Genomic DNA, 15,051 nt, shown 5'->3' on the forward strand with positions numbered 1-15,051 from the left:
CGGTCAATGTTTCACCAGTGCAGTTGGTGTCGCGAGAGTTCGGTGCGATGGTGAAGAAAGCGCTGACGGATTCGGGCTTGCCTCCGCAACTGCTGCAGCTCGAAATCACCGAGACAGGTGTTGTGGACGATCGCGCGATCCGGGATCTCTACAAGCTGCGTGAGCTCGGGGTCACCGTCGCACTCGACGATTTCGGCACCGGCTATTCGTCCTTTGCCACGCTCCAGAGACTTCCAATCGACGTTCTCAAGATCGATCGCATGCTGGTCACCGACTCGGACGATCCGAAGATGTCCGTGGTGAAGTCCATTGTCGAATTGGCCGCGGCCCTCGGTATGAAATCGTTGGCCGAGGGCGTGGAGACCATCGAGCAGTTCCGCCGCGTCCAGTGGGTCGGGTGTGACCTGGTCCAGGGTTACCACATCAGCAAGGCTCTGACCGCTGAGCGCGTCGATGTGTATCTTGCCGCGACGGACACGGAAACTGGGCGCAGCGTCCACCCACTTACGTGGCTGTGAATCAGATCTGAGCCGAGCGGATCGTATTACCGCCTGCCGCTTTCGCTTGATACATCATCGAATCCGCGACATTTGTCGCCGCCAGGATTGCGGAAGCACCGCCGCTCCACGCCTTCGATTCGGCGGTCATCATCACCGCTCCGACGCTCACCGTTGTGGGGATCGCGTCGGAACAATCCGACAGCGCCGCGTTTATCCCTTCGATCAACAGGGTTGTCGATTCGGGATTGCCGGCGATGACGGCCAGGTATTCTTCCCCGCCGGTTCGAGCGATGACTCCGCGTTCGCCGAGATGTGTGCTCAATCGGTTCGCGGTTCTCCTGATGACATGATCGCCTTCGGCATGACCGTGAAGATCATTCACCGTTTTGAATTTGTCGATATCGACGACGATGAAGGCGAGAGATGAAGAATCGTCTCGGGCGCTCTCGAAGAGATCGCCGACTGCCCCTTCCAGTCCCCGACGGTTGAACAGTCCAGTGAGGGGATCCCGGTCCGAATACTGGGCATCGCGGTAGAGAGTGCGCCAAGTCAGGTGCGCAAAAATGGGAACGAGTGTGACAGCTCCGAAAAGAACGGTGCCGCGGGCCAGAAGCGTCGTGATATCGACGTCGCCTTCCAGATATGCAAGAACGAAAACGGTAGTCGTGACGGTCGTCGACCAAACGACATGAGCGACAAGCCACTTTGCGCTGACAAAAAGCGTCGCAAAGGTTCCGGTGACCGCGAAGACGATGCAACCGAACGTCCCGGACGAGCGATCCGGCACCAGGAGGACGGCAGCCGCGATCCCGAGATCTGCGAATATTCCGAATGCAAGCAACCCCCGGCGTCCGGGAAACGGTTGTGTGAACCAGCATGCGGCGATTCCCACACACGTACAGATCATGAAAATCGAAAGAGCTTTGCCGGGTGTGGTCGGCGGCGTATCCGGACCGATCAATTTGTAGAAAGCGGACAGTCCGAAGATGATCGTCATCATTCCGAGCAAGGTTCGGAAGATCGGAATGATTGCCCGGCCGGATCTCTGGTGCTTTATCCACTCGTAGTCGTGTGGTTCGTTGAACCATTCGTGAAGTGTTCGCCAAGAACTGTGCCCCTCGGAGGCGATGACAGGGCTCGGCATGCTGTCCATTTTGCCTTGAATTTAGGTAAAGAGAAAATCTATGTTCGACCGCTTCCATCGGATCGGCTCTTTTCGGGGAAGAGGTTCAATTATCGAGTCGAGCGCTTACTCGATGCTTGTTTCAAGCCTTCTTCGAACTGCTGTGTGCGTTGTTCGAGGCGGTCGCGAACGATCCGACTTTTCGCGTACGAGACTTTCTCACGCCGTAAGCGGCGAGGATGACCGCCAGCGCGACCAGGCTTTGGACGAATTCCGCGCGCGTGGGTTCGTTGAGACCCATTCCCACCAGGATCACGAGAATCAGACCAGTGACCACTATCGGCAGGCCGGGATACAACCAGACACGGAATTTCAGAATCTCGGGGCTTTCGCGTTCCCATCGGCGTCGGAGGCGTAGTTCGGATACACAGATCAGGATGTAAACGAACAAGCAGATTGCGCCCGACGAATTCACGAGGAACAAGAAAATCGTATCCGGCCAGATGTAGCCGGCCGCGATACAGAAGTACCCGGCCACGGTGCAGGCGAGTACGCCCTTCACCGGCACGCCGCGGCTGTTGGTCCGTGTCATCCAGGCCGGCGCGTCGTTGTAGACGGAGAGTGCGAAGAGCATCCGTGACGCCGTGTACAGGCCGGAATTGAGGCAGGACAGCACCGCGACCAGAACCACGAGATTGAGAATGTCGGCGGCGCCGGGAATTCCGAGCAGGTCGAGTGCGGAGATGAACGGAGAATCGCCGACGACGAACGAATCCCACGGCAGCATCGTCACGAGGAGGAAGGTGGCGACAACGAAGAAGGCGAGAATGCGGAAGACGACCGTGTTCGTGGCCCGCCTGATCGCTCCGGCGGGTTCGGCGGATTCCGCTGCGGCGATCGTGACAAGCTCGGCTCCGGTCATGGAGAAGATCACGGCGACAACGCCCACCAGTACGGGGGTGAAGCCGTTCGGCAGAAATCCTCCGTGGCCGGTCAGATTGCTGAAATCGACTTCACTGCCGGGCCAGATGCCGAAGACGAACAGACTGCCGAGCACGATGAAGCCGATGATGACGGCGACCTTGATACCCGCAAACCAGTACTCGGCCTCGCCGAAGTTGCTGACGGAGAGAAGATTGACCCCGGTCATCACCAACAGGAGTACCGCTGACATGAGCCAGAGCGGGACACCATGGATCCACCGGGAGAGCAAGGTTGCTCCGACGACGGATTCGATGCCGACGACGATCACCCAGAAATACCAGTAGAGCCAGCCAGTGGTGAAACCCGCCCAGTCGCCCAACGCCATGCGGGCGTATTCGGTGAACGATCCCGTACACGGCTTGGCCACGGCCATTTCGCCGAGCATGCGCATCACCAGGAACACGATGATCCCGCAGATCGCGCACGTGATGACTGCGCCGGGGCCGGCCTGGTTGATGATTCCGCTCAGACCGACGAAGAAACCGGCGCCGATGACGCCGCCCATGGAAAGCATGGTCAGGTGGCGCTTCTTCAAGCCTGTTTCGAGTGTCGAATGAACGCTGGCGGCTTCGGCTGTTTCGGTGCTGCTGTCGGGCATCTGGGCTCAGCTCCTATTGCATGACGCGATCAGTTCTTTCGGAGAGACGCTAAGCTCATCGTGTGATCCAGAACATGGACTTGATGTACAAATCTGAACTGGAAACTGTCAGTTCTGTCCACTGCCTTTCTATTCACTGCCCTCGGAGGTTCCGGTAATGCCGATGACTGTCCGGCGCCTGGCGGCCACCACCTCGCTCGGCCTCACGATCGTTGCCGGTCACGACGACGTGGATCTGTCGATCAGCTGGGCGCACGCAATCGAATTGCAGGATCCGACCCGTTGGCTCGCCGGTGGAGAGCTTGTCATGACGACGGGGCTGCATCTACCGCGTTCGGCGACAAAGCAATACGAGTACGTCGAGCGCATCGCGCAGACTGGTGCGGTGGCACTGGCGTTCGACACCGGCACCGTCCACGAGAGGGTGCCGGACGCGATCATCAAGGCCGGCGACGAACTGGGTTTTGCCGTGCTTTCCGTCGCCAAGGAGACGCCGTTCATCGCCATTTCGCGGGCCGTGATCGACGAACTGACTGCCGACCAGATACGAACGGTGCAGGCGGTGGTCGACGCGCAGGAGAAGTTGGCGCGTGCCCTGCTCGACGGGGTGCCGGCTCTGATCACTGCCCTGGGTCGAGCCGTTCACGCAGCAGTCTGTGTTCTCGATCGGGACGGCGCGGTGCTGGCTCTGACGGAAGGTGCGAGTTCGTCTCTGCCCGAACGCATCAGGGAGCGATCAGGTAAGGAGCGCAGCCGGATCGTGGTGGACGACGACGGCCACCTGGCCATTCACCGCCTTGCTGTGAGCGGCACGCTGGCCGTGGCGTCCGAGGCCGCCTTGGATCAGTCCGAGCGATTGTTGGTGGGCCACACGGTGTCGCTGTTGACCATCGAGCTTGCCAAGCCGTTGCGGGTTGTCGATGCCGAACAGCGGCTGAGGTTGGCCGTTACGACGATGGTGCGCCAGGCCGGCGGTGACGTCGACGAAAGTCTGTTGCGGTACTTCGGATTCGAATCCGAAACCACGGTGGTGGCAACCGCCTTGACCGATGTCGGACCTTTGCTTGCGGCCACCGACATCACTTCAGCGGCCCTGGAAGAAGAGTCGGTGCCGTACCTGTTGGCCCCGCTGACTGACGGAACCGGTGTGTGGTTCGTCGTGAAAAGTGAAGTTGCGGAGAAGGTCACACGCAGTGTGTACGCGAGAGTGCGGGAGAATTCACGCCGGAGTATCAACGGTGGAATCGGTGGCGTCCGGCCGATGAGCGGTGTTGCGGCCAGTCTGCGCGAGGCCGTCTCTGCTGCCAAAGTGGGGCAGGTCGAAGGACACACGCTCGTTCCGTTCTCGGAGCTCGGGACTTTCAGTCTCTTGTTGAGTGTGCAGTCGAGCGAAGTTCTGCAGTCGATCGCGGCCGGTGGTCTCGGTGTGCTGGAAGGCTACGACGCCGAGAACGGTTCCCGTCTGGTGGACTCGATCGAAGCGTTCCTGCACCACAATGGTCAATGGGAGTCCGCTGCAGCGCAATTGGGTGTTCACCGGCACACGCTGCGTAACCGCATGGACAAGGCTGCCGAGTTGATCGGCCGAGATCTCGATTCCGCCCACACCCGGTCCGAGTTGTGGATCGCACTCAAAGCTCGTGAACTGCTGCAGGCGGAATCGAATTCAGATCACGCTCGGCCGCCCCTGAGATAGACGGTGGTGGTGTGAGTGAAGAACTCTCGTGCCGCGTCGCCTTGTTCCTTGGGCCCGTATCCACTCCTCTTCGCACCGCCGAAAGGTACGTGGGGATCAGCGCCCGCCGATTCCGAATTGACGTGCAGGATCCCCACGTCCAGATCGTCGACACCGGCAAGTGCACTGGTCAGGTCTTGCGTGAACAATGCTGCGGACAAACCGAATTCGCCCTCGTTCGCCAAGCGGAATGCGTCTGCGGTTGTTGCTGCCCGCTGCACCGCCAGTACCGGGCCGAAGAGTTCCTCGAACCACAGTTCGGTGCTCGACGGTAGTTCCAGCACTGTCGGTTGGACGTAGTAGCCCGACTGCGGCGCTTCGGCGGTGGCCACAACCCTGGCGCCGCCGTCGACGGCTCGATTGATCCCCTCGATGATCGACTGCTGCGCGTATGCGCTGACCACGGGACCTGTCGTGACGTCGGGATCGAGTGGATCTCCGACTCTCAGTTGCTTGACTTCAACGGTCAGCCTGGCCAGGAATTCCTCGGCGATGGATTCATGGAGCACCAGACGTGAAGTGGCCGTGCATTTCTGGCCGCTTGACCGAAATGCGCCCAGCATCACCTGCTCGACCGCAAGCTCGAGATCTGCGTCGGCAAGTACGACGGCTGCGTTCTTTCCACCCATTTCCGCCTGTACCGGAACTCCGCGCGCCGCAGCAGATCCCGCGATCTTTCGGCCGACGCCGGTGGAACCGGTGAAGGTGACGGCGTCGAGGTCCGGGTGATCGACCAGCGCTTCACCGGCCGCGCTGTCGGCGAGGATCATGTTCAGGACTCCGTCGGGTAGGCCCGCTTCGGTCAGTGCCTGCGCGAGACGGAAGGCCAGAAGGGGCACCGCGGCAGCCGGTTTCCAGACGACGGTGTTTCCGTACACCAAGGCAGGCGCAATCTTCCATGCCGGGATCGCGATCGGGAAGTTGAACGGCGTGACGACGCCTACCACGCCGAGAGGTTTGCGAGTGACGAGAATCTGCTCGCTGCTACGTGGGGAGGAATACACCGTTCCGGTCTCGCGGTCGGCGGCGTTGCCGTAGTAACGCAGAATCTGCGCTGCGCGGCGCACCTCTCCGATACCCTCGGCCAGCGTTTTCCCTTCTTCGCGGGTGAGTTCTTCGCCCCAGGCCTCAGCGTTGGATTCGATGATTTCCGCTGCGCGAGTGAGGTATGCGCCGCGTGCGGACATCGGCAGGCGGGCCCAGTCATTCGCGGCGATGCGGGCGACGCGAACACCGGTCGCCATTTCGGAGGCACCGGCGCGGCCTCCGGTGGCGACAACCTCGTCGGGACGGGCCGGGTTGGTGTCCGTCAGTGTGCCGTCGCTGCCCGTGACCCAAGCTCCGCCGATCAAGCTGCGCACTGCGACGCTCATCGGACTGCGGCCACAGCGTCGCGAAGAATACCGAGTCCTTCGGTCAGCAACTCGTCGGAGATGCTCAGCGGCGGGAGGAAACGGACGACGTTTCCATAGGTGCCGGCGGTGAGCAGAAGGAGACCGTGCGTGTGGGCGTAGCTGACGATCTGGGCGACGGCCTCGCGATTCGGAGCCTTGTCCTCGTCGTGGACGAGTTCGATTGCAATCATGGCGCCGCGTCCACGAATGTCGCCGATTATGTCTGTGTCCGAAGCGATTTCGGACAAACCTGTGGTCAGAATGTCGCCGATGTCCTTGGCGCGGTCGAGGAGCCCTTCCATCTCGATCGTCTCGAAAACTGCCAGGGCGGCCTCGCAGGCAACGGGATTGCCGCTGTACGTACCGCCGATACCACCGGGATGCGCGGCGTCCATGACGTCGGCACGGCCGGTCACGGCGGCGAGTGGCATTCCGCCGGCGAGACCTTTTGCGGTTGTGATGATGTCGGGGACGAAGTCCTCACTCTCGCTGGCGAACCAGGATCCGGTTCGTGCGATACCGGTCTGGACCTCGTCCGCGACGACGAGAATGCCGCGCTCACGGCAGAATTCCGAGATTCGCTTCAGGAATCCCGGAGCGGGAACGATGAAACCGCCCTCACCCTGAATCGGTTCCACGACCACAGCGGCTACCGATTCGGCGCCGATCTGAGTGTCGATCGCAAGACGGAACTGGGCGAATGCTTCGTCGGCCGCGTTTTCGGGGCCGCTCGGCCAACGGTAGGGGTATGCCATCGGAACCCGGTAGACCTCTGGTGCGAACGGGCCGAATGTGGCCTTGTACGGCTGGTTCTTGGCTGTCATCGTCATGGTCATCAACGTGCGACCGTGGAATGCGTGGTCGAAGACGACAACTGCCGGGCGACCGGTGGCGGCACGTGCGTATTTCACGGCGTTCTCGAGCGCTTCGCTGCCGGTGTTGAACAGCGCTGTTCGCTTCTCGTGATCTCCCGGGGTCAGGCGGTTGAGCGCTTCGCAGACCTCGAGGTACCCCTCGTAGGGGTTTGCGAGGAAACACGTATGGGTGAACTGACCGAGCTGGCGCGTGGTGCGTTCGACCACGCGCGGCGCACTGTTTCCGACGGTGGTCACGGCGATGCCGCTGCCGAAGTCGATGAACGAGTTGTCGTCGACGTCGACGACAACTCCTCCGCCCGCTGCGGCAACGTAAATGCTGGATCCGCTGGTCAGCCCGGCCGGCAGTGCGGCGCTCCGGCGCTTTGCCAAAGCGCGCGAGTTGGGGCCGGGCACTTCGGTGACGAGGCGTCGTATCTGGGGAAGGGTCGGTCCACCGATGCACGTTTCCGTGCCGTGCTCGAGAATGGTCATCGCAGTGCCTCCAGTCGTTTTCCGAACTGTAGGACGGCGATGAATGATCCGGACATGGCCGGATTGTCGAGTGGCTTCTATCTCATAGGACGCCGCGTCCAGCAGGTTGTCCAGCAGGTTACTGTGCGAAACTGCCGAGGAATCGTTGCAACAGTGGGTTGTACACCTCAGGGGCTTCCCAGAACGCTGCATGCCCCACACCGGGAATCACGTGATACGTGCCCTCCCAGAGATTCGCGAAGGTCAACGACGCGACATACGACGTGTTCACGAACGGGTCCTCGGCGCCGTCGATCACCGCGAGAGGCACAGACGCCGTTGCAACCAGAGCCTTCTGATCCGATTCGCGGCCGGCGCCGAATGCGTCGAACATGATCTTGCGAGCGCGTCCGTCTGTGCGTATCGCGGCGTCGAGGGCAGCCTGCTCGAAGGGAACGGCGGTCATTCGTGCGTAGAGTTCGGCTTCTTGCGCGGTGATGACCTCGGTGCCGCCGATGGACAATCCGTCGCCGGCATTGAAGGCGTCGCCGAGCGTCTCGGGATTTGTCGGCGGCGTACCGGTGATGACGATTCCGGTGAGCCCGGGGAATTTCGCGATCAACTCGAGAGCGATGTGTCCGCCGAGCGACCAGCCGACGACAACGGCTCTTTCGACGCCGAGTTCGGTCAGAACATCGACGATGGCGTCGGCGTAACCGTTCTGCGTGTATGCGGCTTCGGGATCGCTCGCGTCCTCGGAGTCGCCGTGGCCGAGTAGGTCCAGAGTGATCATGCGGTAGTCGCCGGCCCAGTCGGCGTCGACCTGATGACGGAAGATGGAGCGGCTGGCCGAGTTCCCGTGGATGAAGACAACCGGAAAACCGTCGGTGGCACTGTCGTCGACTGCCATGACGCCATGCCGGGTTTCGATCTTGGTGGTTGTCATCGGAATCCTCATCGTTCGAAGTGCACGGTCAGCGGGTATCCACGCTACCGGGCATATGCGGCATAGAGTTCACCCGTGGACTTCGCATTGCGCTCGTGCAGTTGGCACGGTCACGAGACCTACGCTCCGGACGAACCTGAGCTGCGGGATCGACTACATGTGGATACTGCGGTGGGTCAGGCGTGGCGGTGCCTACGTTGCGGCAACTTCGTCCCGGGAGCGCCCCGAGCATCGGGACCGGCGGACGCCGCCCCCGAGGTTCCGCGGGGGAGGCTGCTTCGCGACCGGTTGATCATGCGACTTCTTGCCACCGAGAGAATGTTCCGCGCTCTGGGTTTGGTTCTTCTGGCGATCGGTGTGTTCGAACTGAGATCGTCGAAGGGTCGCGCCGAGGACGCCTTCGAGAACGAATTGCCGTTGATCAGGCCACTTGCCCGTCAATTGGGCTGGAACATCGACGATTCCAAACTGGTCCATCACATCGAGCAGGCGTTTTCGTTGTCCGTTACGACGCTCACCTGGATCGCAGTCGGGCTGTTGGTCTACGCCGGCCTTCAAGTGATCGAGGCAGTCGGCCTGTGGATGGTCGAACGCTGGGGCGAGTACTTCGCGGTGGTGGCGACCAACTTGTTCCTGCCCCTCGAAATCTACGAATTGACCGAGAAGATCACGTGGTTGAGGGCCGGGTTGCTGCTGGTGAACATCGCTGCCGTCGTATGGCTGATCTGGAGCAAGCGACTCTTCGGTGTCCGCGGCGGCGGCGCGGCGTATCACGCCGAACATTCGGAGGAGAGCTTGCTGACGGTGGAGAGGGCCGCGGTCAAGCAGGCTTCGTGAGACCAGCTTTCGACGCGGCAGCACCCGCCAGCGTTGCTGCACCGATCGTGATCATGGCGGCGAGGAGGATGGCTGCGGGTTCACCGTCGCCCATCACCCCCAATTGAGTGCCCACCGTAACTGCGGCAACCGGTACTCCCAGTTGTGCGGCGGACAGCACGCCGAGAGGGAGCGGGAGACCGAGGGCGCGTATCGCGGCGTGAACCACGAGAGTTGCTCCGCCCAAGACCAATCCGAGCCAGATGGCGGACGGATGGGTGACGAGGTCGCGCAGATTGATCGCCGCTCCCAACCAGACGAAGAAGAGGGGAGCGAAGAAGCCGTCGGTGATGGCGAAGAGCTGTTTGGCGAGGCGGCGGGGTTCACCGATCGCGGCAAGAACGAGCCCGAAGGCGAAGCCCGCGAGCATGATCGACACGTGAGTGCTCGACGCCAGCGCTGCCAGAGAAAAGAGGATCACCAGATTGATCCGGAGTTCGAGTGCAAACTTTCGTTTCTCCGAGAATTTGTGGAGCCTTCGCCAATGGCCGGACCGGTGGAAGGCTCGCAGTACGAAGAACAAGGCAACCGCACACGCCGCCACAGCCAGTGCGCCGACACCGGCACGAGGGGCATTGTCCGGATCGATCACCAAAGGCAGCGCAACAATGCAGACGGTGTCCGCGATCGCGACCTGGGCAGTCATCTGCAGAACCGAGGTTCCACCGAGCCCCAGCGAATCGACGATGGGGAGAATCAACGCCGCGGACGACGACGCGATCAGGACCGCGTACAGCGCGGCGTGACCGGTGCCGAATGCCGTCGCCGCACCGTAGCCGGCAACAACCGACAGAAGTCCGACGACAACCGAGCGAACGGCACCCTTGCCGATTGCCGCACGGACTGCCGGATCGCGGACCGGGACGTGTGAGCCGGCCACCATCATCGTGAGCGCGAATCCGATATCGGCCAGGAACGTGAAAGTCTGGTCCGAAGAGTCGAGCAGCCCGAAACCGGTGACACCGAAGACGACGCCCGCGGCAAGTTCGCCGACCACCACGGGGACATGCCAGCTGACGCGAGCGCCGAGCAGCGGGCCGAGAATGCCGGCCAGCGCGACGAGGGCAAGGATGCCGAAGGTCATCGACGACCTACGAGTTAACTGTCGAGGGTGCGATCTTCGCGGGGATGGCGGTGTTCTCGTCCACGTGGTAGCTCGCACAGACACGGTGGTAGCCGTCGGCGATCTGCGCCGGTACTCCGGCGCGGAAGTCTCCCTGCACCAGCAGGATCGGCGACAGCGCGATCCCCTTGCGGATCTTCAACAGGTCGGCAGCAACGTGTGGGTTGTCGACCGGAAGCAGAGGGAGCCCAGCAGCCCGCAGGATGTCTTTGGCCTTCTTCGAGACCAGCGTCGCCGTCTTGAGGGCGTACACGAGAGCTTGGACCTGAACCGGCGTCGCGCCCAACTGGAGGTAATCGCGGGCTGCCGGGTAGTCGTGCTCGTCCGGCAGGTCCTTCCAGAGAACGGCGGGAGCCTTCTCGGCTACCTTCGGCTCTGCTGTCTTGGGAGCCTTCGGCTGCGCTGCCTTCGACGCCTTCGGCTGGGCTGCCTTCGACGTTTTGCTCTTGACCATCTGTGCTGTTTCCTTCAGTGTCGGTCCGCGAGTGGAGCTGGTGCAGAAATCGTGCACTATCAGCGCCGCAGGCACCACATCGGAGCTGTTTGGCCCCCTAGGCGGCGGGTAATCAGCAGACTGCGGGGGAACGAGCAGGAGGCGAAGCAATGAAGCGGATTCTCGCAGTGCTCGCAGCGCTGATCCTGGCGGTGTTCGCACTGACCGCGTGCAGTGACAACAACGATTCGTCGGACAACGATTCGGCCGATCACGACGGCATGGGGATGACCAGTATGCCGATGACCAGCATGCCGACCAGTATGTCGATGCCGAGCATGCCTCTGGGTATGTCGACGCCGGGAGCGTCGTCGATGGGAATCGTGATCAGCGGTTTCGAATACTCGACGCCGGAGTCGGTGATGCCCGGACAGGTACTGACCATTCAGAACAACGACACCGTCGAGCACTCGGTCACGTCCGATACCGCGGGGTTGTTCAACGAGGACATCGAAGCGGGTGAGACGGAAACCATCACGGTGCCGAACGAGCCTGGAACGTACACGTTCCACTGCACCTACCACCCGAGCATGCACGGCACCTTGACGGTCAAGTAGAGGTCGGCCCGTCCGGCGTAGCTTTTGCTCCGGAAACTTCGGCGGCGCGCAGCCGATCAGGCTGGTGGAGAACAGATCCGGGTGTACGGTTTTCAGGTGCGCCGGAGAATTGCGATCAGTGTCGTCACGCTCGTGGTTTGCGCCCTCGGCTTTTCGCCGCCGGCGCTCGCGGATTCACCGAACGGCTCGTATTCGTCACAGCTGCTGTACTTCTCGGTCGATGTCGGGCCTGAACTCTCGACGCCGTGCACCGTCGTCGGTGAACTCTTTGTTCCCGATGGTGTCGACGCTGACAACCCAGCTCCCGCGATCCTGACCACCAACGGGTTCGGCGGTTCGTACAAGGACCAGATTCCTGCCCTGCAGAACTTCGCCGAGAACGGGTATGTCGGACTGACGTATTCGGGATTGGGTTTCGGCGGCACGAGTTGCAAGATCACACTCGACTCTCCCGCATACGACGGTGTCGCCGCTTCCCAGTTGGTCAGCTTCCTCGGCGGCCAAGAAGGGATTGCCTTCACGGATCAGGCTCTGACGCAGCCCTATCCGGCGCTCACCACGGTCGTTCAGGACTCCGTCGATCACACCGGTGCACCGTCGACGAACGACCCGCGGGTCGGAATGACGGGTGGCTCTTACGGCGGCGGCATTCAATTCGCCGCCGCGAGTGTCGATCCCCGCATCGACACCATCATCCCCATGATCACCTGGAACGATCTCTCGTATTCTCTGGCGCCCAACAGCACCGGGACCATCTCCGGAGTGTCGACTGCGGAGCCGGGAGCAGCGAAGGTGCTCTTTGCATCGCTGCTCTTCGGCGCGGGCATCGCGAATCCCGGTGTGGACGGTTACATCGCAGATCCCGCACGGCTACCCGGCTGCCCGAACTACGTCCCTTACATGTGCAACGCGATCGCCGAGGCAGTGGTGACCGGCGATATCGGACCGCAAGTAGTGAGTGAGCTCCGAGCGTCGTCGGTCTCGTCGTTCGTCGACCGGATCAACATTCCGGTACTGCTTGCTCAGGGGCAACAGGACACCCTGTTCGATCTGAACGAGGCAACCGCGACTTACGACGCGCTGAAGGATCGTGGCGTCGATGCCAAGATGATCTGGCATTCGTGGGGGCACAGCCACTTGGCCGCTGCGCCGGGCGAGTTCAGCTTCTCCGCACCCGACGAGGATACCCAGTACGAGACCGGTCGCTTCATGGACTGGTTCGATCACTACCTCAAAGACGAGAACACCGAGACCGGACCGGAATTCGCGTATTTCCGCAACTGGATCGACTACGAGGGAAACGCGGCACCGGCCTACGCGACGTCCGACACCGTCGATGTCGGGACCGCTCGCGCCTTCCATCTGTCCGCTGACGGGGGACTGCTACCGGACGGCACGCCGGTGATACCGGGTTCGAAGACGATCGTCACCGCACCGGCTGGGCTGCCGACGGGCGTAGAGCCACTCAATATCAATCCGGCCGGAAACATTCCGAATGCACAGATTCCGGGAACCGAGGCGCTCTGGACCACTGCGCCGATGACCGAGGCTATGGACGTGGTGGGAGCTCCCACTGTGACGCTGCGTGTTGCGGCGCCCGGACAGCCGGTGGTGTTCGCGAAACTCTACGACGTGGCTCCGGACGGAACTTCCTCGCTGATCAACGGACTCATTGCGCCCATACGCATCAGTGATCCGTCGCAGCCGGTGCCGGTGACGATGCCGGCGATAGTGCACCGATTCGAACCGGGGCATTCCGTTCGTCTGGCAATCACCGGTGGCGACATCAGTTTCCGTGGGGGACTGCAAGGTATGCCGGTGGCGATCTTCGCCGACGGGTCCGGCCCCCTCGAACTTCCCGTCGTGGGCTGATACACCGTGGGCTGAATTTCAGCGGGTGATGGTGCGACTGTCGCCGCGGAACTCGGCCACGACGGCGTCGCCATTGCGAACGGTCACGTCGTAGATCCCACTTCGGCCGCCTCGAGCCTTCTCGGTGGCGACCGCGGTCAAGGTGTCGCCCAGACGGGTCGGACGCAGAAATCTGATGTCCGCGCGCGCTGCAACGGCTGAATCCTCGTAGCCGTTGCAGGCGAGCGCAAACGCGGTGTCCGCGAGCAGGAAAACATAACCGCCGTGTGTGATTCCGTGACCGTTCACCATGGTTTCGCCCACGGTGACGGTCACGGTTGCGCTACCGGGCGCCAGCTCGGAAATCTCGATACCGAGTGCCTGCGATGCCTGGTCCGCGTCGAACATCTCTCTGGCGGTGATGCTTCCTGTACTCACGAGACAACTCCTGTGTGATCGGGAAATTGCAGGGGTCTAGAGGACCGAGACAACTTCCTGGACATACATGTCGACCGTGCCGGTGGCAAAGTTTGCGACATCTTTTCCAGCGGCGCCCATCTCCGGGGACTTCAGGCCGCTCTGCATCGTCTCGAGATCGGGAAACACGAGGTTGGCGACGGCATAGAAGACTGGATCGGAGCCGTCCAGCGTCGAGCACTTGCTGAACGTGAAGTCCGAGAGCCCTGGCACTGCGCTGGCGAGCGGGACGTGGATCTCGTTGTAGTACTTGTCGAAAGCCTCCGGATCGGTGGGGCGTCCGTAACACACTGCTACTCGATAGGTCATGTGCTTTCAATTCCCTTCGGGGCGAGTCTTGGCTACCAGAGTCAGGACGTCGTATGTCGCGACCGGATCGTTGTCCTGGTTCGTCACCACGGCGTCCCAACGAACCTCACCGTAGTCGGCGCTGCTGCGAGGTGTGATGGTCTTGGCTGTGAGGGTGACCGTCAGGCTGTCTTCGGCTTTGACCGGAGTCAGGAACCTGAGGCTGTCCACGCCGAAGTTCGCGAGAACCGGGCCGGGAGCCGGGTCGACGAACAGGCCCGCAGCGAGTGAGACAACAAGATAGCCGTGCGCGACGATGCCGCCGAAGAGTGGATTCGCCGCAGCGGCCACCGGATCGGTGTGAGCGTAGAAGGTGTCACCGGTGAACTCTGCAAAATGATCGATGTCTGCGAGTGTGACCTGGCGCGGACCGCCGACAACAGTGTCACCGATCTTCAACTCGGCGAGACTCTTTCGGAATGGATGTTCGGATCCGGTCGTGCGCTGCGATCCGGTGAACCAGCGCTCGCCGACTGCGGTGAGGACGTCGGGTGTGCCCTGTACGGCGGTCCGCTGCATGTGGTGCAGAACTCCGCGGATGCCACCCAGCTCCTCACCGCCGCCGGCACGGCCGGGACCGCCGTGTACGAGGACTGGAAGGGGAGAGCCGTGGCCGGTGGATTCCTTGGCGTCGTCGCGGTTCAGCACGAGCACTCTGCCGTGAAAAGCTGCGAGACCCAGCACCAGTCGACGTGCGATGTCGGTGTCGGCAGTGACC

General features: G+C 62.0%; 15 protein-coding genes. 5 read left to right on the forward strand and 10 right to left on the reverse strand.

All coding sequences use genetic code 11. The features are described 5' to 3' along the window. The coding region (locus tag A2J01_RS22845; protein WP_156519367.1) for an EAL domain-containing protein at positions 1 to 518 on the forward strand (518 nt) is incomplete at its 5' end. A gap of 1 nt (position 519) precedes the next feature. On the opposite strand, the gene A2J01_RS22850 is transcribed toward A2J01_RS22845, so the two are convergent. Both A2J01_RS22850 and A2J01_RS22855 read right to left on the reverse strand, forming a co-directional pair. Continuing rightward, positions 520 to 1,644 carry a GGDEF domain-containing protein gene (locus tag A2J01_RS22850; protein ID WP_064113656.1) on the reverse strand — a complete coding sequence of 375 codons (1,125 nt, stop codon included), beginning with the start codon at positions 1,642 to 1,644 and terminating at the stop codon, positions 520 to 522. A 121-nt stretch (positions 1,645 to 1,765) separates the two neighbouring features. Continuing rightward, a complete protein-coding gene (locus A2J01_RS22855; RefSeq protein ID WP_064113652.1) occupies positions 1,766 to 3,205 on the reverse strand; it encodes an amino acid permease in 1,440 nt (479 codons plus the stop codon). Between the two features lie 163 nt (positions 3,206 to 3,368). Here A2J01_RS22855 and A2J01_RS22860 point away from each other — a divergent pair, with 163 nt between their 5' ends. After that, positions 3,369 to 4,901, forward strand: coding sequence for a PucR family transcriptional regulator (locus tag A2J01_RS22860; protein ID WP_231915880.1), 1,533 nt, complete (start codon positions 3,369 to 3,371; stop codon positions 4,899 to 4,901). Here the strand turns inward: A2J01_RS22860 and A2J01_RS22865 are convergent. The 3 genes from A2J01_RS22865 to A2J01_RS22875 form a co-directional block, all read right to left on the reverse strand. Beyond that, the gene (locus A2J01_RS22865; RefSeq protein WP_007730582.1) at positions 4,877 to 6,313 is read right to left on the reverse strand and encodes an aldehyde dehydrogenase family protein; all 1,437 of its coding nucleotides are present in this window, start codon (positions 6,311 to 6,313) and stop codon (positions 4,877 to 4,879) included. The two genes, A2J01_RS22860 and A2J01_RS22865, sit on opposite strands and share 25 nt — an antisense overlap. Beyond that, complete coding sequence (gabT, locus tag A2J01_RS22870; protein ID WP_030536079.1) at positions 6,310 to 7,683, reverse strand: 4-aminobutyrate--2-oxoglutarate transaminase; 1,374 nt, start codon at positions 7,681 to 7,683, stop codon at positions 6,310 to 6,312. Before gabT ends, A2J01_RS22865 begins: the two co-directional genes overlap by 4 nt. A 118-nt stretch (positions 7,684 to 7,801) precedes the next feature. After that, positions 7,802 to 8,608 (reverse strand): alpha/beta fold hydrolase, encoded by an 807-nt coding sequence (locus A2J01_RS22875; RefSeq protein ID WP_064113657.1) that lies wholly within the window; start codon positions 8,606 to 8,608, stop codon positions 7,802 to 7,804. Between the two features lie 75 nt (positions 8,609 to 8,683). On the opposite strand from A2J01_RS22875, the gene A2J01_RS22880 reads away from it, so the two are divergent. Then, the gene (locus tag A2J01_RS22880) at positions 8,684 to 9,445 is read left to right on the forward strand and encodes a DUF2127 domain-containing protein (RefSeq protein WP_064113654.1); all 762 of its coding nucleotides are present in this window, start codon (positions 8,684 to 8,686) and stop codon (positions 9,443 to 9,445) included. Here A2J01_RS22880 and A2J01_RS22885 read toward each other — a convergent pair. Beyond that, complete coding sequence (locus A2J01_RS22885; protein WP_030536077.1) at positions 9,429 to 10,568, reverse strand: cation:proton antiporter; 1,140 nt, start codon at positions 10,566 to 10,568, stop codon at positions 9,429 to 9,431. The genes A2J01_RS22880 and A2J01_RS22885 overlap by 17 nt on opposite strands. A gap of 7 nt (positions 10,569 to 10,575) precedes the next feature. Then, positions 10,576 to 10,938 (reverse strand): hypothetical protein, encoded by a 363-nt coding sequence (locus tag A2J01_RS22890; protein ID WP_042446474.1) that lies wholly within the window; start codon positions 10,936 to 10,938, stop codon positions 10,576 to 10,578. 272 nt (positions 10,939 to 11,210) lie between these two features. Here A2J01_RS22890 and A2J01_RS22895 point away from each other — a divergent pair, with 272 nt between their 5' ends. Together A2J01_RS22895 and A2J01_RS22900 are read left to right on the forward strand one after the other, a co-directional pair. Continuing rightward, entirely contained in the window at positions 11,211 to 11,657 is a 447-nt protein-coding gene (locus A2J01_RS22895; protein WP_042446430.1) for a cupredoxin domain-containing protein, read from the forward strand. 81 nt (positions 11,658 to 11,738) lie between these two features. Then, a complete protein-coding gene (locus A2J01_RS22900; protein WP_064113655.1) occupies positions 11,739 to 13,529 on the forward strand; it encodes a CocE/NonD family hydrolase in 1,791 nt (596 codons plus the stop codon). Positions 13,530 to 13,547: 18 nt separating this feature from the next. Here the strand turns inward: A2J01_RS22900 and paaI are convergent, their stop codons facing one another. From paaI to A2J01_RS22915, 3 genes are all read right to left on the reverse strand, one after another. Beyond that, a complete protein-coding gene (paaI, locus tag A2J01_RS22905) occupies positions 13,548 to 13,916 on the reverse strand; it encodes a hydroxyphenylacetyl-CoA thioesterase PaaI (protein WP_047269444.1) in 369 nt (122 codons plus the stop codon). Between the two features lie 66 nt (positions 13,917 to 13,982). Beyond that, positions 13,983 to 14,294 carry an EthD family reductase gene (locus A2J01_RS22910; protein ID WP_003943191.1) on the reverse strand — a complete coding sequence of 104 codons (312 nt, stop codon included), beginning with the start codon at positions 14,292 to 14,294 and terminating at the stop codon, positions 13,983 to 13,985. Between the two features lie 6 nt (positions 14,295 to 14,300). Then, positions 14,301 to 15,051 (reverse strand): MaoC/PaaZ C-terminal domain-containing protein (locus tag A2J01_RS22915; RefSeq protein WP_269455336.1); only part of this gene is annotated, 751 nt, incomplete at its 5' end.

Source organism: Rhodococcus sp. EPR-134, assembly GCF_001647205.1.
Classification (GTDB): domain Bacteria; phylum Actinomycetota; class Actinomycetes; order Mycobacteriales; family Mycobacteriaceae; genus Rhodococcus_F; species Rhodococcus_F qingshengii.